This is a genomic window from Kocuria subflava, from assembly GCF_012163155.1.
In the GTDB taxonomy this organism is placed as follows: domain Bacteria; phylum Actinomycetota; class Actinomycetes; order Actinomycetales; family Micrococcaceae; genus Kocuria; species Kocuria subflava.
On sequence record NZ_JAAVUN010000016.1, the window covers coordinates 1 to 19254 of the forward strand.

Consider the following 19254-nt stretch of genomic DNA (forward strand, 5'->3'; position numbering starts at 1 on the left):
CCCAGACCTCACAACACACCCCTCGAGACGCCCACGCGCACACCGCTACCCATGCTCATCTGTGAAGGGCCGCTTTGGTGTCAATTGTGATTGTGATTGATGATCTCTTCCATATTCACGAGAAAGGCGGGGAATACCTGGCAGTGGCTTGGGAACTGCAGCCGGCCTTTCGACTCCGGAACGTGGACTTCGGCGAATTGATCGTGTGGGCTGCGATCGGCACGGTCCTGTTGATTCCACTGGTCACCGGCCATCTGCGGGCCAACAAGTGGGCCAGGCGCCAGTCGTGGACTCTGCTGGGCCTCCTGGCGCTGCTTGCGGTCTTTGCGGTGGGCGTGGACATGCTCATCATCATGATTTATTGGGATGTTCCCCGATTTGTGATCCGTCTGCTGGCATTGACTGAGACCGCAGGTGAGATCGTGCCCATGGCGTTGTATCTGACCTTTGTCATCAAGCTCGCCCTCATGCCCGACCAGCCCATATTCAAACGCCGTTCCCCGGCTGGAGAGCGGGGCAGTGTGGGTGCACAGACCTAAAGTCCCAGCAGCGCAATGGCCACCGTGAAGTACACCAACAAGCCGGTGGCGTCACAGAACGTGGAGATGAACGGTGTGGAGCACACCGCCGGATCCACCTTGCAAGCGCGTGCCACCAGGGGAATGACCCCGCCCACAGTTGCAGCAATGGGGCAGTTGAGCATCAGGGTCACAGCTATCACTGCGCCGATGTCCATGCCGTAAACGGCGGAGGTGATGGCAAAAGCCAGAACCGCCAGAATGGCGCCCAGCAGAATGCCTGCCCGAACTTCCTTGAGCGCGACCTTCCACACGTCGCCTGTTCCGACGTCACCCACGGCAACGGCGCGGGTGACCGTGGTGGCCGCCTGGGCGCCCGTGTTGCCACCGATACCGATCAACAACGGAATAAACAAGGCCAGGGCGACCCGCTGGGAGAGGGTGTCCTCAAAGAGTTCAAGGACCTGCACCGTCAGTGCCGCTGAGATGGCCAGGACCAGCAGCCACACCACGCGGGCACGGGCGATGGTGCGCACGGAGGTCAGCAGGTAGGGGCGGCGCAGAGGCTCGCTGGCTCCCGCACGAGCTTGGTCCTCGGCCACGGCATTGCGGTCGATTCGGGCGGCATCGGCAATGGGCAGCACGCCCACCAGGCGTTGCTCACTGTCCACCACAGGCAGCAGGAGGTCGCCGTCGTCGAGCTGCCGCCGGGCCACGTGCTCGGCGTCCTGATCGGTGAAGGCGAAATCGGGATGGTCGTCCATGACGGTCTCGACCAAGGCCTCTGGCTGCGCGGAGAGGAGGTCGGCCAGTTCCACCACACCCACCAGTTTGCGATCCGATGCGATCACCGGCAGCCGGCAGGCCATCTCCGTGTCCGTGGCACCTGGACGGATCTTCTCAAGAATGCCGGCCGCACTTTCACCCGGGGAGCAACGCACGGGGGCTGGGGACATGCGCCGCCCCACGGACTGCGGGGTGTACCCCAGCAGCGTGTTGGCGGCCTCCATGTCCTCGGCTTCAAAGGCATCCACCAAGCGCTTGGCCACCTTGGCGGGAACCTCGTCCAGCAACCACGCTTTGTCCTCGGGGTCCAGGGCACCGAACACATTGGCGATCTGGGACTGCCCGAATTCAGCAACCAGTTCGGTCTGCGCACCGGAGTCGAGTTCATCGAACACGGCCACTGATTCGTTCTTGTCCAGCAGCCGGAACACAATCGCCGCCTCCGGTGTTGGCAGCGCCTCCAACAGATCGACGACGGCGCCCGTCTCCATGGGGCGCACGGTCTGGGCGAGTTCTTTGAGGTCGCGGTCTTGAATCAGGGCATGGACGTTCGCGGGAGCTACGGCAGGCACGGCCCCGAGTCTAGGGGACCGGCGAACTGGCGCAGAGAGGGAAAGGTTGAGAGTGCCCCCTCCGATTGGGTGCGAACCCTCACGGCACCACGTCATCAGGCGCTGATGACGTAGTGCCGTGAGGGTTCGTACTGTCGTGGAACTCAGCGTTCGACTGTGAAGATCGCGCGGTAGAACTCCGCCAACCCATCATGGACACTCAGTGGCAGGACCGCGGCCACGTACTGATCCGGGCGGACCACCACCACCGCACCCTCCGCTCTGATGCCTGGAGCCTGGAAGATGCTCTCGTGGGGGTGCTCGGCGTAAACCTTCTCCCAGGTGTGCAGACCGAACGGCCCGACCTTGGGCTTGAAGATCTGCGGCACCTGGTTGATGTCGATGTCGTGATGCGACCTAGGGTAGATCACGCGGAGGTCGAACAGGGCGTCCTCGTCGGCGGTGCGGCCGAAGCCTGCGGTGTGGGCCACCACCGGGGAATCGGGAGAGGTGCCCAACCAGTCACCCAGCGCGTGGGCGGCCGGGGCTGCTGCTGCCAGGTCACGGGATGCCGGATCGGGGGCTTGCGTGGTTGGCGTTGCCGGGTCACCGCCGGCCACGGCACCCTCCGGAGCGGCAACGTTGGCGGCATCAACCACGGTGGCCCCGGCGTCCAAGGGCTGCTGAGCGGCGTCGGCGAACACGTAGATCCGCCACCGTCCATCGGCCACCGCTTGGTGCCCCAGGTGTAACGGGTTGCCGTCACTCACGCGGGAAACTTGAGCGGACTTGAAGCGTTTGCCCACCGGGAATCCCGTGGCCAGGCACTGGTGTTCGGTACCGCCGGTGATCATTGAGGGCTGGTACTCGGTCATGAAGCCGGCCGGGAACTCGGCGGTTTTCACGTAGAAGTCTTCCAAGTAGGACGGGTCCTCCAAGTCCTCGGGCTTGGTGGCCATCAAGGTGGACCATTCCTTGTCAAAGTCGATCAGGTTCTTGGCGATCACCTGACGCTCACCGGAATAGGTGCGCAACAGGGATTCCGGGGAGCGGCCCACCACCACGTGCCCCAACTTCCACGCCAGGTTCCAGCCATCTTGCATGGACACGTTCATGCCCTGCCCGGCCTTGGCCGAGTGCGTGTGACAGGCATCGCCGGTGATGAAAACCCGTGGTGTCCGGGCATCCGATCCGGAGGGGGTGTCGCCCACGTCGTCGAAAGCGTCGGTGAGCCGGTGACCCACCTCGTAGACGCTCTTCCACGCCACGCCCTTCACATCCACGGTGTAGGGGGCCATGATCTGGTTGGCGCGCTCGATGATCTGCTCAATGGTGGTGGCCCGAACCGCGGCACTGCCTTCCAGCGGCACTTCACCCAGGTCCACGTACATGCGGAACAGGTGACCGCCTTCGCGGGGGATCAGCAGGATGGAACCGCCGGATCGGGACTGGATGGCGCACTTGGTGCGGATGTCCGGGAAGTCGGTCACGGCCAGCACGTCCATCACGTCCCAGGCGTGGTTGGCCTGATCACCGCTCAGGGTTCGGCCGATGGATGAGCGCACGCCCGATCGAGCGCCGTTGGCGCCCACCACGTACTTTGCGCGGACCGTGCGTTCCTCGCCGGTGTGGGGGCCGGCCGTGTGGCGGACGGTCACCTCAACGGGGTGTTCGCCGCGGTTGTGAACCGTCAGGTCCACGAATTCGATGCCGTAGTCCGGAGCCACACGCCCGGGGGAGAGCATGGCGAATTCCGCAAAGTAGTCCAAGATGCGGGCCTGATTGACAATCAGATGAGGTAACTCGCTGACACCGTCCGGATCGTCCAGCGTGCGCGCCGCGTGCACGATGTGCTCCGGGTCGGTGGGATCCGGCTTCCAAAAGTTCATTTCGGTGATGTGATAGGCCTCGTCAATCAGGCGATTGGCGAATCCAAAGGCCTGAAAGGTCTCCACGCTGCGGGCCTGAATCCCATCGGCCTGACCGATTTCCAGACGGTGCGGCCGCTTTTCGATGATGCGGGTGTTCACGCCCGGGAACTGGGCCAGCTGAGCGGCCGTCATCATTCCCGCAGGGCCGGTACCCACGATCAGCACGTCCATGACCTCCGGCAGGTCAGCCGGACGGTCGATCCCGTGGCCGGCGGCGGGCTGGATCCTGGGATCCGTGGAGACGTAGCCGTGATGGTGGAACTGCATGGTCATTGCGGACGCCCCTTGCCAAAGGGTGTTCGATAATAGAATATCGTTGTTGAATATCGAATTGTGAACTGGATCATATACGGCCCGCGTTGAAGCAACAAGGGTCTGGTCCGCGCGTGATGCGCATCGGGAGGATGTTGTGGACGGCATGAAGGCAGGCGGAGGCAAGGCGGTTGTGGGGTCGCAGACACTGAGCCGCGGGATCCAGATTCTGGAGACTCTGGCCACTGCGGGTGGCCCACTGCGGACCGACGACGTCGCCGCTCACCTTGGCGTTCATCGCTCCGTTGCGTATCGGTTGATTCGTACGCTCGAAGCTCACGGCCTGGTGCAGCGCACGCCCGCCGGTGGACTGTCATTGGGCTTGGGCCTGGCTGCACTTGCGGCAGGTGTGGAGGTCGATCTGCGGGCCCTGGCAATTCCTGTCCTGCGCTCCAGTGCTGAGACTCTGGGATTGACGTGCTTCATGGCCATGCAGGACGGCGATGAAGCGGTGACCCTGGCCAGTGTTGAACCCCCGCGTGCCGTGGCGGTTGTGGCGCAGCGGCCCGGCACTCGGCATTCCCTCACTCGTGGCACCACGGGTCGGGCGATTCTTTCGCTGCTGCAGGACCGTGCGGGGGTTCAGTCCCTTGCGATCCCTGATGAGCTAGCCACTCAAATCCAGCAGGTCCGCAGCCGGGGCTGGGCAGAAACCGCCGATGAAGTGATCCCGGGACTGCATGCCGTGGCGGTTCCGATTCAGCTGCCGGATGGTCGGGCGGCAGCGGTGGCATCACTGTCCGTGGGGGCCGATCAGCGCACTGAACTGCGGGTTCAGGTGTTGCGGGAGGCGGTTATCAAGCTCCAAGGATCCCTGCAAAAAATGTGAGGCACGCTACTTGTTGGCCGGAATCCGATCATATACGATCCGATTTCAGAAGCTGACTCAAGCCTCATCCGTCAATCAGAAGAGGCGCATCATGGCTGAGACACCGGCACCCGTGACCCCCGGCAAGGTGATTGCGGTTCATGTGGCCTATGAATCCCGCGCCGCACAGCGCGGCCGCCGTCCTTCCCAGCCGTCCTACTTCTTGAAGACCACCAGCTCCGTGACCGGCTCCCGTTCCGGCGTGGTACGCCCGGAGGGAACCGAGCTGTTGGCGTTTGAAGGGGAGATTGCCCTGGTGATCGGCACGCCGGCACGTCGCGTCAGCGTGGATCAGGCCTGGAGCCACGTGTCCCACGTGACGGGATCCAATGACCTTGGTATTTACGCCTACCGCGCACCGGACAAGGGCTCCAACCTCCGGTCCAAGGGCAGGGACGGCTACACGCCGATTGGCCCGGAACTCATTGACGCTCGCGCGGTGGAGCCCGAGCAGCTGCGTATCCGCACCTGGGTCAACGGAAGCCTGGTCCAAGAGGACACCACGGGACCGGACCGCCTGATCTTCCCGCTGGCGCAGTTTGTTGCAGATCTCTCTCAGCACATGACCCTGGAGACCGGTGACGTGATCCTTACGGGGACACCTGCAGGATCCTCGGTGATCGCCCCGGGCGACGTCGTGGAGGTGGAAGGGGACGCCCCCGCAGCCAAGGGTGCTCCGAGTTCGGGGCGGCTGGTGACCACTGTTGTGGAAGGTCCCGGCGATTTCGATCCAGACATGGGCACGCTTCCGCACGTGGATGACGCCCAGCGGGAGGATGCCTGGGGGTCCCGGCAGGCAGCAGGTCTGGCGGAAGACCCCAACGCGTTGCCGGAGATCTTGCGTGCCCAGCTCATGGCCGCACCCACCGCGGGGATTTCGGCTCAGTTGCGCAAACGCGGACTCAACCAGGTGGTCATTGAAGGCGTCCACCCAGCCCTGCCCGGCACCAAGATGGTGGGTGTGGCCAAGACCCTGCGGTTCCTGCCCGGCCGCGAGGACCTGTTCACAACTCACGGCGGTGGCTACAACGCTCAGAAACGGGCGTTTGAAGCCGTGCGCCCCGGAGAAGTCCTGGTGATCGAGGCCCGCAATGAGCCGGGTTCCGGAACCCTGGGGGACATCTTGGCCCTGCGTGCCCACCACAACGGTGCTGCCGGGGTGGTCACGGACGGTGGCGTGCGGGACAGCGCGGCCGTCACGGAGATCGGCCTGCCCGTATTTTCTCGGACCAGCCACCCAGCCGTGCTGGGCCGCAACCACGTCCCGTGGGAGTCGGACATCGCCATTGGCTGCGGCAATACCACCGTGATCCCGGGGGACGTGATCGTGGGCGACGACGACGACGGCGTCGTCGTGATTCCGCGGGCACTGGCCCAAGAAGTGGCCGAGGAGGCGTTGACCAAGGATCACGAGGACTCGTGGGTGTTCGACCGCGTTGCCGAAGGCCACCCGGTGGACAACCTGTTCCCGCCGGCGGGTCAGTGGAAGCAGAAGTTCCAGGAGTGGTTGGCCCAGAACCCGGTACCTGAGCCCTCAGCGCAGGGAACTCAGGGAGCACAGGGAACACAGTCGGAAGGGCAGGACTGAGATGACCACCGCTGTCTCTGCCTCCGGCACACCTGTACCCGCCGCCAACCTGAGCAAGGCCCAGACCGCCTATCACTGGATCAAGGAGCGGATCTCCACGCAGGAGTACGCCCCGGGATACCGGCTGGTGTTGAGCACTATCGCCACGGATCTTGAGATGAGCGTGGTTCCGGTCCGGGAGGCCATCCGCCAGCTGGAAGCCGAGGGTCTTGTGACGTTCACCCGCAACGTGGGCGCGCACGTGTCCATGGTGGACGGTTCCCGGTACCGCGCCTCCATGGAAACTCTGGGTGTGCTGGAAGGGGCTGCCACGGCCATGGCCGCGCCGCACATCGATCCTGAAGATCTGGAGAAGGCCAGGGAGCTCAATGCACGGATGGAGGCATCCCTGACGGATTTTGATCCCCACACCTTCACGGAAACCAATCACCAGTTCCACCGCGTGCTCTTCGACCGTTGCCCCAATGAACGCCTCAATGAACTGGTCAACGCCGAGTGGGAACGCCTGGGTCATCTGCGGGACTCCACGTTCACGTTTGTCCCGGACCGCGCCCGCGAATCAGTCCAGGAGCACACCCGAATTCTGGAGCTGATCGAATCCGGAGCACCCGCGCACCAGATCGAACAAGCCGCCCGGGAACACCGCACCAGCACTTTGCGCAGCTACCTGCAAGCACAGGAGGACAGCCATGACTGAGAACAACCGCAGGCCCACCAACGCTCACGCCCGTCCGGACGGTTTGCCGGAGCGTATCCAGCACTACATCAACGGCCAATTCGTGGATTCCGCCGGTGGCGCCACCTTTGACGTGATCGACCCCGTGACCAATGAGCCCTACATCAAGGCTGCGGCCGGCCAGAAGGAAGACATCGACGACGCGGTGGCCACGGCCCAACTGGCATTCCAGGAAGGGCCCTGGCCCAAATGCTGCCGCGGGAGCGCTCCCGTGTGCTGAACAAGATCGCGGACATCGTGGAGTCCAGGGAGCAGCGCTTGGCGGAGATGGAGTCCTACGACTCCGGGCTGCCCATCAAGCAGGCCCTGGGCCAGGCTCGCCGTGCTGCGGAGAACTTCCGGTTCTTTGCAGATTTGATCGTGGCTCAGATCGACGAGGCTTACAAGGTGCCCGGCCGTCAGGCCAACTACGTCAACCGCAAGCCGATCGGTGTGGCCGGGCTGATCACGCCTTGGAACACCCCGTTCATGCTGGAGTCCTGGAAGTTGGCACCGGCCATTGCCACGGGCAACACCGTGGTACTCAAACCGGCCGAGTTCACACCGCTCTCCGCCTCCCTGTGGGCCGGGATCTTTGAGGAGGCCGGGCTGCCCCAAGGTGTGTTCAACCTGGTCAACGGCTTTGGCGAGGAGGCAGGGGATGCCTTGGTCAAGCACCCGGACGTCCCCCTGATCTCCTTCACAGGAGAGTCCGGGACCAGGCAGCTCATTTTCGGCAATGCAGCACCCTTCCTCAAGGGGCTGTCCATGGAGTTGGGTGGCAAGTCGCCCGCCGTCGTTTTTGCCGATGCCGATCTGGAAGCAGCCATTGATGCCACCATCTTTGGTGTGTTCTCCCTCAACGGCGAACGCTTCACGGCCGGGTCCCGCATCCTGGTCCAGCGAGAGATCCATGACGAGTTCGTGCAGCGTTATGCGGCCCAGGCCCAGCGGGTCAAGGTTGGTCTGCCCTCGGATCCCACCACGGAGGTCGGTGCGCTGGTGCACCCGGAGCACTTCCAGAAGGTGATGTCTTACGTGGAACTCGGCAAGTCGGAGGGACGCCTGGTGGCTGGTGGCGGACGTCCTGAAGGGTTCCCTGAAGGCAATTTTGTCCAGCCCACGGTGTTCGTGGACGTGGCAGCCGATGCCCGGATCTTCCAGGAGGAGACCTTTGGTCCGGTGGTGGCCATCACCCCGTTCGACACGGAGGACGAGGCCCTGGAGCTGGCCAACAACACCAAGTACGGTCTGGCCGACTACATCTGGACCAATGACCTGAAGCGAGCCCACAACTTTGCCCAGAACGTGGAGGCCGGCATGGTCTGGCTGAACTCCAACAACGTTCGTGACCTCCGCACCCCCTTCGGCGGCGTGAAGGCCTCCGGTCTGGGCCATGAAGGCGGTTACCGGTCCATCGACTTCTACACGGACCAACAAGCCGTGCACATCAATCTGGGTGAGGGCCACAACCCCGTGTTCGGGCGCCAGGCCTGAACAGCACCAGCACCCACCCCACCGTCAACACAGCAAGGACGCTTGAGATGACTGGGAACACCGCACCCCATCAGAGCCACAACACCATTCCCACGCCCACAGTGGCCCCGCCGGACATTCTGCGCTGTGCCTACATGGAGCTGGTGGTCACGGATCTGGCGCGCTCGCGTGACTTCTACGTGAATGTTCTGGACCTGGTGGTCACGGAGGAGGACGACCATGCCGTCTACCTGCGTTCCATGGAGGAGTTCATCCACCACAACTTGGTGCTGCGCCAGGGGGAGCAGGCCGCGGTGGCCGCGTTCTCTTACCGGGTCCGCAGCCCAGAGGAACTGGACCGCGCCGTGGAGTTCTACCAAGAGCTCGGGTGCCGCGTGGAACGCCGAACCGAAGGCTTCACCAAAGGCATCGGGTATTCGGTGCGGGTCCAGGATCCGTTAGGATTCCCGTACGAATTCTTCTACGACGTCCAACACGTTGACCGCCTGGCCTGGCGTTATGACCTATACACCCCGGGTTCCCTGGTGCGCCTGGATCACTTCAATCAGGTCACCCCGGACGTGCCCAAGGCCGTGAAGTACATGGAGGATTTAGGCTTCCGGGTCACGGAGGACATCCAGGATGAGGCCGGTACCACCTACGCCGCGTGGATGCGTCGCAAGCCCACCGTTCACGACACCGCAATGACCGGCGGCGATGGTCCCCGGATGCATCACGTGGCTTTTGCCACGCACGAAAAGCACAAGATCTTGGCCATCTGCGACAAACTCGGTGCCCTGCGGATGTCAGACAGGATCGAGCGCGGGCCGGGCCGCCACGGTGTCTCCAACGCTTTTTATCTCGACCTGCGTGATCCTGACGGACACCGTGTGGAGATCTACACTCAGGACTACTACACCTGGGATCCGGACAACCCCGTGGTGACCTGGGACGTTCGTGACAACCAGCGCCGGGACTGGTGGGGCAACCCCGTGGTTCCGTCCTGGTACACGGAGGCCTCCACCGTCCTTAACCTGGACGGCAATCCGTTTCCGTTGGTCTCCCGCACCGATGACTCGGAGATGGAGGTGACCATCGGCGCCGATGGTTCCTCCTACACCCGCCCCGAGGAGGGGCAGGACTCCATGCCCGAGTGGAAACAGGGGGAGTACAAGCTGGGTCACCAGCTCTGAGACTCACCGGTCACCGTCCGGATCTTTCACGACGACGGCGCCGCGGCCACCGGCGTCGTCGTCACACCAGGAGCGCACATGCTTGAGACCAGCACCATCAGAACGTGCGAATCGAGGTGGCGCTGGCCTTTGTGCTGAGTCAGGACCTCAAAGGCCCAGACGTGCCGGTCTTTGACGTCCTCAAGGCCACTGAGCACGTGGTGCCGGCGCTGGAGGTGGTCTCCTCCCGGATTGAGATGAAGGGGCGGACCATCGTGAACACCATCGCTGACAATGCGGCTCTGGGTGCCATGGTGCTGGGTGGCCGGCCGGTGGCTGTTGATGCCCTTGATCTGCGGTGGGTCTCGGCCTTGTTGTACCGCAACCAGACCATCGAGGAATCCGGGGTGGCTGCCGCAGTGCTGAACCACCCGGCCGCCGGTGTGGTGTGGTTGGCCAACAAGCTGGCTGCCCACGGGGATCACCTCAAGGCGGGGGAGATCATCCTGGCCGGCTTCTTCACCCGACCCATGTGGGTTGACCCCGGGGACACCGTGCACGCCGATTACAGAGAGCTGGGGTCCATCACATGCCGGTTCGTTTAGAACTCCCTCCCACGTTCGCCGATCGCCTGGCACGTGCTCAGCGCCCCTTGGTGGGTTCCTGGGTGTGCTCCGGCTCGCCCGTGGCTGCGGAGATCGCGGCTGGTTCCGGGATGGACTGGCTGCTGATCGATGGCGAACACTCACCGATCGGACTGGAAACCACGGCCTCGTTGTTGCGAGCGGCAGCGGCCTATCCTGCCACGGCCGTGGTGCGGGTACCGTCCGTGGACACCGTGCTGATTAAACAGGTCTTGGATGCGGGTGCCCAGAACATCATGGTTTCCATGGTGGACACCCCCGAACTGGCGGAGCAGGCGGCGGCAGCCATGTTCTGTCCCCCGCGTGGAGGGCGCGGGATCGGTAGTGCCCTGGCACGCTCGGCCCGGTGGAACGGGGTTCCCGACTACCTACACCGTGCCCACGAGCTGGTCCGCTTGACCGTACAGATTGAGTCCGCCACCGCCGTCGAACATGCTGCTGACATCGCAGCCGTGGAGGGTGTGGACGCAGTGTTCGTGGGGCCCTCTGACCGTGCCGCGTCCATGGGGTTGATCGGGCAGCAAACTCACCCGGATCTTCTGGAGGCCGTGGCCCACGTGTACCGGGAGGTGCATCCCACCGGCACCAAGATATGCGTCAATGCATTCGACTCCACCCAAGCCCAGCAGTACGTGGACGACGGATTCGACTACCTTGCTGTGACCTCCGACGTCACGCTCATGGCCCAGGGCACCCGCGCGCTCGCGGACCAGTGGTCAACCCAGCTCCGGGAGGGCTGACGCCGCGCGAACCCTCAGGCCACTCGCCCATCAGGGCCTGATACCCGAGTGGCGTGAGGGTTCGGCGCTGGTGGGTCACCGGTCTGTGCGGTGACCCACCAGGCGGGCGGGGTTGCCGGCCCAGATCTCGTTCTCACCGGTCGAGTTCAACAGCACGGCATTGGCGCCAACAATGGTGCCGCTTCCGACCCGGGTGACTCCTGCGCCACCCAGGACTTTGCAGCCGGGGAACAGCACGACGTCGTCGCCGATTTTCACGTGCTCGAAAGGTGACTGGTCGCGGGGAACATGAGCGTCTTTCCGGCCAATGGTGACCTGGTGGTAAATCCGCACGCGGTCCCCAATGGTCACCTCCGGATAGATCACCGTGCCGAAGCCGTAGTGCACCAGTGTCAGGTCCGATCCCACCTGCACACCGGCGGGGACGGAGAGGTTCAGAGGCATCGCGGCCAGGCGGGCAAGTTTGAACCTGCGCAGGGCAACGAGTCGTTCGGGTAGTCCCACAATACGGTCCTGTTCATCCGGTGAGAGGTGGGCAGAGCAGTGCGTTCAGCCCATCACGTCGCACGCCGGGGGCGCATCCCCTAAACGGCGGGTCTGATGAACCTCAGCCGCACCGAACCTTCACGCCACTCGCCCATCAGGGCCTGATACCCGAGTGGCGTGAAGGTTGGGGCCTGCTCAGGGTGGGCGTCGTCGTCGTCAGTTTGCGGTCATGAACTAAGCTGTACAGCTATGGCCTCCATCGACTTTCCCGCGGAAATCCGTGACCTGCGCGCGACCTACGATTCGATCGCGGAGGTCTCCGACATCGATCAGCTGCGCACGGACGTCGCTGAACTCAACGAGCAAGCCGCCGCCCCGGACCTCTGGGACGATCCCGAAGCTGCCCAGAAGGTGACTTCCAAGCTCTCCCACAAGCAGGCTGAGCTCAAGCGCCTCAATGAACTGTCCACGCGGATCGAGGACATTGAGGTCATGGTCCAACTGGCCGAGGAAGAGGACGACGCCGACACCCTGGAGATGGCAGGGGAGGAGTTGGAGTCCGTCAAGGAAGCCCTGGCCGAGCTGGAAATCACCACGCTGCTCTCCGGTGAGTACGACGAACGCGACGCCGTGGTCACCATCCGCTCCGGGGCCGGTGGCGTGGATGCCGCAGATTTCGCGGAGATCCTGATGCGCATGTACCTGCGCTGGGCTGAGCGCCACGGCTACAACACCAAGGTACTGGACACGTCCTACGCGGAAGAAGCCGGGCTGAAGTCCGCGACCTTTGAGGTCAAGGCCCCCTATGCTTTCGGCACCCTGTCCGTGGAGGCCGGGACACACCGTTTGGTGCGCATTTCCCCGTTCGACAACCAGGGCCGGCGGCAGACCTCCTTTGCAGCCGTGGAAGTCATCCCGTTGATCGAGTCCGACGACACCGTGGACATCCCCGAATCAGAGTTGAAGATTGACGTCTTCCGCTCCTCCGGGCCCGGTGGCCAGTCCGTGAACACCACCGACTCCGCAGTGCGCATGACCCACATCCCCTCCGGAATTGTGGTCTCCATGCAGAACGAGAAGTCCCAGATCCAGAACCGTGCTGCTGCCCTGCGTGTGCTGCAGTCCCGTCTGTTGCTGCTGCGCAAGCAGGAGGAAGAGGCCAAGAAGAAGGAACTTGCCGGGGACGTCAAGGCCTCCTGGGGTGACCAGATGCGCTCCTACGTGCTGAACCCCTACCAGATGGTCAAGGACCTGCGCACCAATCACGAAGAAGGCAACCCCCAGTCCGTGTTCGACGGCGCCATCGACGCCTTTGTGGACGCCGGCATCCGGTGGCGTGCGGGAGCCTTGAACAACAGCTCAAACGACTGAGCCCGCGCTGCCGGCGCGGGTCGAGAAGGCCTGGAGAATGGCAAAGAAGCAGAACGACGACGGTCGCAAGATCGTGGCCAACAACAAAAAAGCGCGGCACGACTACGAGGTCCTGGACACGTTCGAAGCCGGTCTTGCCCTGATGGGCACTGAGGTCAAGTCCCTGCGCATGGGGCGGGCTTCCCTGGTGGATGGATACTGCGGTTTTGACCGCCGGGGGGAACTGTGGTTGGAGAACGTCCACATTCCCGAGTACCTCCAGGGCTCCTGGACCAACCACTCGGCCAAACGACGTCGTAAACTGCTGCTGCACCGCACGGAACTGGACCGGATCGAGCAGAAGACCCGGGAAGCGGGCTTCACCATCGTGCCGCTGAGCCTCTACTTTGTGGACGGCAAGCGCGTGAAGTGCGAGATCGCCATTGCCCGCGGCAAGCGCGAGTACGACAAACGTCAGGCCCTACGCGAAGCTCAGGACAACCGTGAGGCCCAGCGGGCCATGCGCTACCGGAACATGCGCTGAGGTGAGGACCTGGCCCTTGTACCCGACGTGGGTGCGGGGCTAGACTGTGATGTCCGGTTCGCCGCAGTTTGCGGTGCAGCCGGTGTTGGTTGACAACCACATATGGGGATGATCGGTTTCGACGGTGTGAGTTGAATCGAGAGAAGCGGGTCGAGAATGCGCAGTCATCTCGTAAACGTTCTGTGCAAACCAATAAGTGCCAATTCCAAGCGCACTGACTTCGCTCTCGCTGCCTGATACAGCGACAGCAGTCTGTCAGCCCGGGTTCGCCTTCGCCCCGGTGTCTGGCATCAGCTAGAGGGCCACTGCTTCAGCAGCACGTCGCGGGCTGCTGAGGGACTCTTACGTGACTGAGCCCGTTGGCCACTTGTGTGCATGATGGCCAGGGCTGAGAAAATCACACGCACACTGCACCCGGAGAAGTCTTGATGACACTGCACCGGACGGGGGTTCAATTCCCCCCATCTCCACTCCTGTGGCCCCTGTCAGCTCGCTGACAGGGGCTTTTCTCTTGCCGCCTCAATAACCCTGGGGAAGGGACCTGATGGCTTCGCCGGCCACCTGCCTGTCGTGCTCGCATCTGCCGATGGGTGGGCCTTCCGACTGAAGGATCCTCTGGCGTCATGCCGCCCACTATGATCCGACGGCCCCCCCACCGGGCTCCGGGGCCGGGGCCGTTCCTTGGCTCCCGAGGCTTGAATGTTCCTTTGTGGGCCGTCGTCGGGACCATACCCGTGCCTGTGACTAGAATGGGTCGGTCCGTACCCGACCTTCGAGAGGACTTCAAGTGGAGCTGCAGGAGCGTCAGGTTCGTAGGCGGCTGGAGGAAGACTTCGAGCCTCACATCGACCTTTCCGACTATCAGCACCATCCGGAGGACGAACAGGCCAAGGCGCGCACGACCCGCGCCCTGGCGGCATTGACCGTGGCGGCTCACGCGATGGTCTCCGTTGAGGATGCATGTGCCTCCGTGGTTGACGAAAGCAGTGACCAAGGAATCGATGCGATCGGAATTTCAGCGGCGCGTCGTGAGGTTTACGTCGTGCAGACCAAGACGTCCTCTGGTGGTCCCAGCCCGACTGAGGTCATGAAGTTCGCGCACGGCATTCGCCGCCTTCTCGACTGGGATTGGGATGCGCTCGGCCCAAAGGCGCGCCGCCGTCGCGGTGAAATTGAGGAGGCGCTGACGGACGCTCGAGTCATCGCCATCTTTAGTTACCTAGGTACGCAAGGGCCGAATAAAGATGCATCTCGCCTGAGCACTCAGTTGACACATGAAGTGAATTCGGCCGGCGATATTCTTGAGTTTCACTACGAAGGTCTGCGCGAAAACTACGAGCGTCGGAATATCGCAAGCGGTTTGTCGTCCCCTGACTCTGAACTGACCTTTGACAGGTGGGTCACGATGAGCGACTACAGGTCGGAGATTATGGGCATTGTTCCTGGAGAACAGTTGGCAACGATAACGGACCAGTTCAGCGAACGACTGTTCGACAAGAACATCCGAGCGATCCTTCGTTCAACCGAAACAAATGAAGTCCTCGACGAGACTCTTCGCAACTCTCCGTCAGACTTCTGGTACTACAACAACGGCATCACGATTGTCGCAAACTCGATCGGCTGCTCTCGCACCAACCCGAGGTCCTCTAACGAGACCTTCTCATTGAAGGGCTTGAGTGTGGTCAATGGAGCTCAGACTTGTGGCGCCCTTTCGCGAGCACTTCGTAGCAACTTACCCCTAGACGACGTTCACGTCACCGTCCGTGTCATCTCGACCGCAGGTCACCCTGAGGATTTCGAGAAGCAGGTCACTCGATACACCAATACCCAGAATCAAGTTAGCAACCGCGAGTTTGTAGCCCTGGATCCTTATCAGCAGGAGTTGAGCGACATTCTCTTGGCTGAGGCTATTCAGTACTCATTCCGCACCGGGCAAGCACTTGATGACGAGGAGTACGACTTCGCATTCGACCTCGAGGAGGCCACGCGTGCGCTCAGTTGTTGGTCCGGCGTGGACAACGCGACGCGAGCCAAGCGCGAAATCGGTCGCATGTGGGCAGACTTGAACGCTAGTCCGTACCTCGAACTCTTTCCGCGGGATCTAAATGCGGCCACAATGTATAACGCGGTGCGCTTCTGGCGATATTTCCGAGACTCCTATAATGCGTACGGTCGAGAGCGCGAGCATCGCGTGAAGAATATTGTCAAGAACTCTGAGTTCATGGCTACCGCGCTTTTCATGCAGTGGGCCCGGGCCAATGGTGCCGAATTCACGAATATCGATTGGGACGTGGCGACGTTCATCGATGGGTGCGCGGAGCAAGTTCGCGTCTTGTCAGAGTGCGTAGTCGACCGGCATGAACGCGAGAATCCAGGTGGCTTTGCTATGTCATTCTTCAAGAACCAGCAAAAGGTCGAGCATTTTGCTCGTACAGTTCGCACTGATTTTCAGAGCCAACTCGGGGTGTCAGCGAGCAGCGCATAGGCCCGCTGTCGAGCCGACTGGCGTGTGCGGCATGTCCAGCTGCGGACTTGCACTCGTTCGCGCTATGCGTCAGTAGGACTTCCCTCTACGAGGATGGAGCGCGGAAACCGCTGAGAGCGGCCTTTGGCGCAATTCACTCACTCCGTGAGCACCTTTGGTTTGGTGCACGAGTAGCCACGCGCGTGCCCCATTCCGCCGCGAGTGACGTACTCTCATGCCGCGAGGTTCAAGCGCGTATGGAAACCGACCAGTCGTGCCCAACAACGTAGAGGTCGATGCTCAACTCCCTGCGAACCCCCGCGGGCACCCCTTCCGCCGCAGCCGATGCATGCGTGGGCACGACAACGGCCAAGCGAGTGTCGGGGCCGGGACACTCGTCACGCATACGGCGGGGCAGTTGCCCGAACATCGTGTCCTCGTCCAAGCCGATCGCGACCGTACGTCCCTTCGCTTCTGCGAAAGTTCGTTGACCGTCCTTCTGCGCAACCGCGTCAACGAAGCCGATCTCGCGCTCGGTGACCCACTCCTGTTCGTCTAGGAACGCGCAGAAGGCTTGGATGACCCGCTCCTCGTTGCCCCTCATTGGAACAACCTAGGGACGTTGAACGTACGGATCTGCCGCGATGAGGGTAAGACCTGACTTAGGCCATTTTGCTCGGATTCGGACCTTGATAGGGGTTTGGCTAGGGAGTCTGTTGATTGGGGTGTGCACTAAGCGGGTCTGGTTCTAGCCTGTGGGTGTGTCTCCCTATGTACGGACGGTCAAGACGGCGAGCGGTGCGACCGCGGTTCAGGTGGTGTGGTCCAACCGGCTCGGGTCGAAGCGGATGGACCACATCGGCTCGGCCCACACCCCAGAGGATGTCGAGATCCTCAAGGCCGTGGCGCAGCAGCGGATGGCTGAGGGGCAGGACGAGTTGGACTTCGGCGGCGGTCAACCCAGGGGGCGGGCCTTGACGATCCGTGGCTCCCGCGCCGAGCATCTGTGGGAGGCGTTGTCTGCCGGTTATCGGGCGGTGGGTTTGGACGGCACCAGTGGCGCCGACGCAGTGTTCAAGCAGTTGGTGCTGGCCCGCATCATCGAACCGACCAGCAAGCTCGAATCGATCCGTGTCCTCGATGAGGTGGGGATCAAGCCACCCAGCTACCGCACTATCGAGCGTCGGCTACCGGTCTATGCCAAGGACCCGTGGCGACGCCAGCTCGCGGCCGGGTTCGCCGGTCATGTGGGGCTGGGGCCGGCGACGCTGGTGCTCTACGACGTGACCACCCTGTATTTCGAAACTGACGAGGGTGACGGGTTCCGCGAGTCGGGGTTCTCGAAGGAACGCCGCCTGGAGCCGCAGATCACCGTCGGCCTCCCGGCACTAACGATCAGTTGTCACCGATCCGTTCCTCACGCCCCACCCAGGACCACGCCACAATCACCAGCAGCACATAGCCCACACGGCGCCATCTACCGGCGATGGTGCAGGCCAACAAACCAGTGACGGCTGCCAGTCCGTAACTGAATCCCACGTTCGTCACGTGGACGATCGACTGCGGCAGGAAGCCCTCAGTGATGCCGTGAACCAGCAGCGGGCCACAAAGAGTGTGGCCAGCAGGTGACCCACCGTGATGGTCACCAACAAGGGGAGTCGCCCCAGTCTGTGCTGGGCCACGGCAAAGGCGATCACCAGAACAGGCAAGAGCAACAACCCGGTGGCTTTCTCCACCACAAAGGCGCTGTAGAGCAGCACCGTGAACGTGTCTACCTGCAGATTGTCCAGATTGGTGCTGGCCGCGGCAATCACGGAGTCGCGCAGCGCGCCGCCGTCGTAAACCCGGATGAAAACAAAAACTCCCAGAACCACGGCTGCGTAGCCCAAGGCAATGTCACTGGTCAGAGCGTCTCGGAGGAGGCGTTCGGCACCGGACCGAAATCGTGTTGATGCGCTCACATGATGATTGAACCACCGTTGGAGTGAGTCGCGGCCCGGTATCAGCTGTGAGAACGCTTGCTGTGAACGTCGTGAAGTTCGCTGGGCCTTGCCGGGCCAACGTGTCAGCGTGCTGTGGGACCATGGGAGCAGAAACCTGCTAGCGCTGTGCGACCTTGCACCGTTACTGAGAATCGACGAGTCCGGGAGGGCCCACCAGGTGAGCTACGAACGTCCCCAGAACACCAACGATCCCAACGCGCCGTGGTCATCGGATCAGGGCGGGCAGGGGGCCGATCCCAACGTGGGCGGACAACAGCCGGTTCGCGATGGCGGCCCCAAGGGCAACGTGTACGACCCCACCTCTGAGCCGCCCCGATACGGTGTGCGGGTCCCGGAGGGGCAGGGCAACGGCCAGCCCGCCCAGGACGGTCAGCAGCAGCCCTGGAACTCCGGCCAAAACAACTCCGGCCAGAACAACTACGGCCCGGGCCAGCAGGGACAGAACCAGTACGGCCAGAACAACTACGGCCAGAACCAGCAGGCGGCGCAGCCGTACAACCCAAACCCCTACGGGCAGGGCTCCTACAACCAGAACGGCGGTCAGGACTTCTACACCGCCCAGGGTGGGTCGAACCAGAACCCCTACGATCAGCCCTACGCAGCCCCGCCCGTCACTCCCGGCCGCGGTCTGGCCGTTGCCGCCGTTGTCCTGGGTGCCTTGAGCATTGTCCTGTTCTTCTTGGGCCTCACGGTGCTCCTGGCGGTCCTGGGCCTGATCTTTGCCATCGTTGCCCTGGTCAAGGCGCGCAAGGTGCCGGGCGCCCGCAGGGGCATGGGCATCACGGGTTTGGTGCTCAACATCATCGGTCTGATTCTTAGTGGCATCGCCCTGGTCTTCTGGATTCTGGTGGGCGGCGTGGCCTGGCAGATGTTCCAGGACCCGGCGGTCCAGCAGTGCGTCTCCCAGTACATGGATGACCAGAACCAGGCCGCCTACGAGCAGTGCCTGGAAGACAACTTGCAGGTCCCCGGTCAGAACAGCTGATCTTTCCGCGTTTCAGGTGATCTGACGGACCCCCTTGCACGACGACGGCGCCCCACCTCCCAGGAGGATGGGGCGCCGTCGTCGTGGGAACCGGGGTGTGGTTCCAGGCCGCGTTGTTGCG

Annotated in this window: 16 protein-coding genes, 1 other RNA gene and 2 pseudogenes; 13 read left to right on the forward strand and 6 right to left on the reverse strand. The window is 62.9% G+C overall.

Annotated elements, in window-relative coordinates:
* Window positions 1–77 precede the first annotated feature (77 nt).
* Entirely contained in the window at window positions 78–539 is a 462-nt protein-coding gene (locus GTW58_RS08905; RefSeq protein WP_157980499.1) for a hypothetical protein, read from the forward strand.
* On the opposite strand, the gene mgtE is transcribed toward GTW58_RS08905, so the two are convergent.
* Together mgtE and GTW58_RS08915 are read right to left on the reverse strand one after the other, a co-directional pair.
* Window positions 536–1876: a magnesium transporter gene (mgtE, locus tag GTW58_RS08910; RefSeq protein ID WP_119933090.1), complete on the reverse strand. Its 1341-nt coding sequence runs from the start codon at window positions 1874–1876 to the stop codon at window positions 536–538. The genes GTW58_RS08905 and mgtE overlap by 4 nt on opposite strands.
* Window positions 1877–2019: 143 nt before the next feature.
* On the reverse strand, window positions 2020–4053 hold the full coding sequence (locus GTW58_RS08915) for an FAD-binding monooxygenase (protein ID WP_119933102.1): 2034 nt from the start codon (window positions 4051–4053) through the stop codon (window positions 2020–2022).
* 151 nt (window positions 4054–4204) lie between these two features.
* On the opposite strand from GTW58_RS08915, the gene GTW58_RS08920 reads away from it, so the two are divergent.
* The 7 genes and pseudogenes from GTW58_RS08920 to GTW58_RS08950 all read left to right on the forward strand — a co-directional run bounded on the left by GTW58_RS08920 (window position 4205) and on the right by GTW58_RS08950 (window position 11301).
* Window positions 4205–4927 carry an IclR family transcriptional regulator gene (locus GTW58_RS08920; protein WP_119933101.1) on the forward strand — a complete coding sequence of 241 codons (723 nt, stop codon included), beginning with the start codon at window positions 4205–4207 and terminating at the stop codon, window positions 4925–4927.
* A gap of 91 nt (window positions 4928–5018) precedes the next feature.
* Complete coding sequence (locus tag GTW58_RS08925; RefSeq protein WP_119933089.1) at window positions 5019–6554, forward strand: fumarylacetoacetate hydrolase family protein; 1536 nt, start codon at window positions 5019–5021, stop codon at window positions 6552–6554.
* 1 nt (window position 6555) lies between these two features.
* Window positions 6556–7251, forward strand: a complete 696-nt coding sequence (locus GTW58_RS08930; RefSeq protein WP_119933088.1) for a GntR family transcriptional regulator — start codon at window positions 6556–6558, stop codon at window positions 7249–7251.
* Window positions 7244–8766: pseudogene (gene hpaE, locus GTW58_RS08935) on the forward strand (5-carboxymethyl-2-hydroxymuconate semialdehyde dehydrogenase). Before GTW58_RS08930 ends, hpaE begins: the two are co-directional and overlap by 8 nt.
* Before the next feature lie 47 nt (window positions 8767–8813).
* Window positions 8814–9938 (forward strand): 3,4-dihydroxyphenylacetate 2,3-dioxygenase, encoded by a 1125-nt coding sequence (gene hpaD / locus GTW58_RS08940; protein ID WP_119933087.1) that lies wholly within the window; start codon window positions 8814–8816, stop codon window positions 9936–9938.
* Window positions 9939–10045: 107 nt separating this feature from the next.
* A pseudogene (locus tag GTW58_RS08945) lies at window positions 10046–10522 on the forward strand (fumarylacetoacetate hydrolase family protein); the annotation flags it as partial.
* A complete protein-coding gene (locus GTW58_RS08950) occupies window positions 10507–11301 on the forward strand; it encodes an HpcH/HpaI aldolase family protein (RefSeq protein ID WP_119933086.1) in 795 nt (264 codons plus the stop codon). The pseudogene GTW58_RS08945 and the gene GTW58_RS08950, both read left to right, overlap by 16 nt.
* A 75-nt stretch (window positions 11302–11376) precedes the next feature.
* On the opposite strand, the gene GTW58_RS08955 is transcribed toward GTW58_RS08950, so the two are convergent.
* On the reverse strand, window positions 11377–11805 hold the full coding sequence (locus GTW58_RS08955) for an LbetaH domain-containing protein (RefSeq protein ID WP_198673431.1): 429 nt from the start codon (window positions 11803–11805) through the stop codon (window positions 11377–11379).
* Window positions 11806–12036: 231 nt separating this feature from the next.
* Here GTW58_RS08955 and prfB point away from each other — a divergent pair, with 231 nt between their 5' ends.
* The 4 genes from prfB (at window position 12037) to GTW58_RS08975 (ending at window position 16166) form a co-directional block, all read left to right on the forward strand.
* On the forward strand, window positions 12037–13158 hold the full coding sequence (gene prfB / locus GTW58_RS08960) for a peptide chain release factor 2 (protein ID WP_047689937.1): 1122 nt from the start codon (window positions 12037–12039) through the stop codon (window positions 13156–13158).
* Between the two features lie 37 nt (window positions 13159–13195).
* Window positions 13196–13681, forward strand: a complete 486-nt coding sequence (gene smpB / locus GTW58_RS08965) for an SsrA-binding protein SmpB (RefSeq protein WP_119933085.1) — start codon at window positions 13196–13198, stop codon at window positions 13679–13681.
* 104 nt (window positions 13682–13785) lie between these two features.
* Window positions 13786–14154: a transfer-messenger RNA gene (gene ssrA / locus GTW58_RS08970) on the forward strand.
* A gap of 314 nt (window positions 14155–14468) precedes the next feature.
* Window positions 14469–16166, forward strand: coding sequence for an AIPR family protein (locus GTW58_RS08975; protein WP_119933084.1), 1698 nt, complete (start codon window positions 14469–14471; stop codon window positions 16164–16166).
* A 226-nt stretch (window positions 16167–16392) separates the two neighbouring features.
* Here GTW58_RS08975 and GTW58_RS08980 read toward each other — a convergent pair whose 3' ends face one another.
* The 3 genes from GTW58_RS08980 to GTW58_RS08990 all read right to left on the reverse strand — a co-directional run bounded on the left by GTW58_RS08980 (window position 16393) and on the right by GTW58_RS08990 (window position 18106).
* Entirely contained in the window at window positions 16393–16749 is a 357-nt protein-coding gene (locus GTW58_RS08980) for a hypothetical protein (protein WP_119933083.1), read from the reverse strand.
* A 791-nt stretch (window positions 16750–17540) separates the two neighbouring features.
* On the reverse strand, window positions 17541–17693 hold the full coding sequence (locus GTW58_RS15115; protein ID WP_425338843.1) for a hypothetical protein: 153 nt from the start codon (window positions 17691–17693) through the stop codon (window positions 17541–17543).
* Window positions 17690–18106 (reverse strand): hypothetical protein, encoded by a 417-nt coding sequence (locus GTW58_RS08990; protein WP_119933081.1) that lies wholly within the window; start codon window positions 18104–18106, stop codon window positions 17690–17692. Before GTW58_RS08990 ends, GTW58_RS15115 begins: the two co-directional genes overlap by 4 nt.
* 199 nt (window positions 18107–18305) lie before the next feature.
* On the opposite strand from GTW58_RS08990, the gene GTW58_RS08995 reads away from it, so the two are divergent.
* Window positions 18306–19133 carry a DUF4190 domain-containing protein gene (locus GTW58_RS08995; RefSeq protein WP_119933080.1) on the forward strand — a complete coding sequence of 276 codons (828 nt, stop codon included), beginning with the start codon at window positions 18306–18308 and terminating at the stop codon, window positions 19131–19133.
* The last annotated feature ends 121 nt before the right edge of the window (window positions 19134–19254 follow it).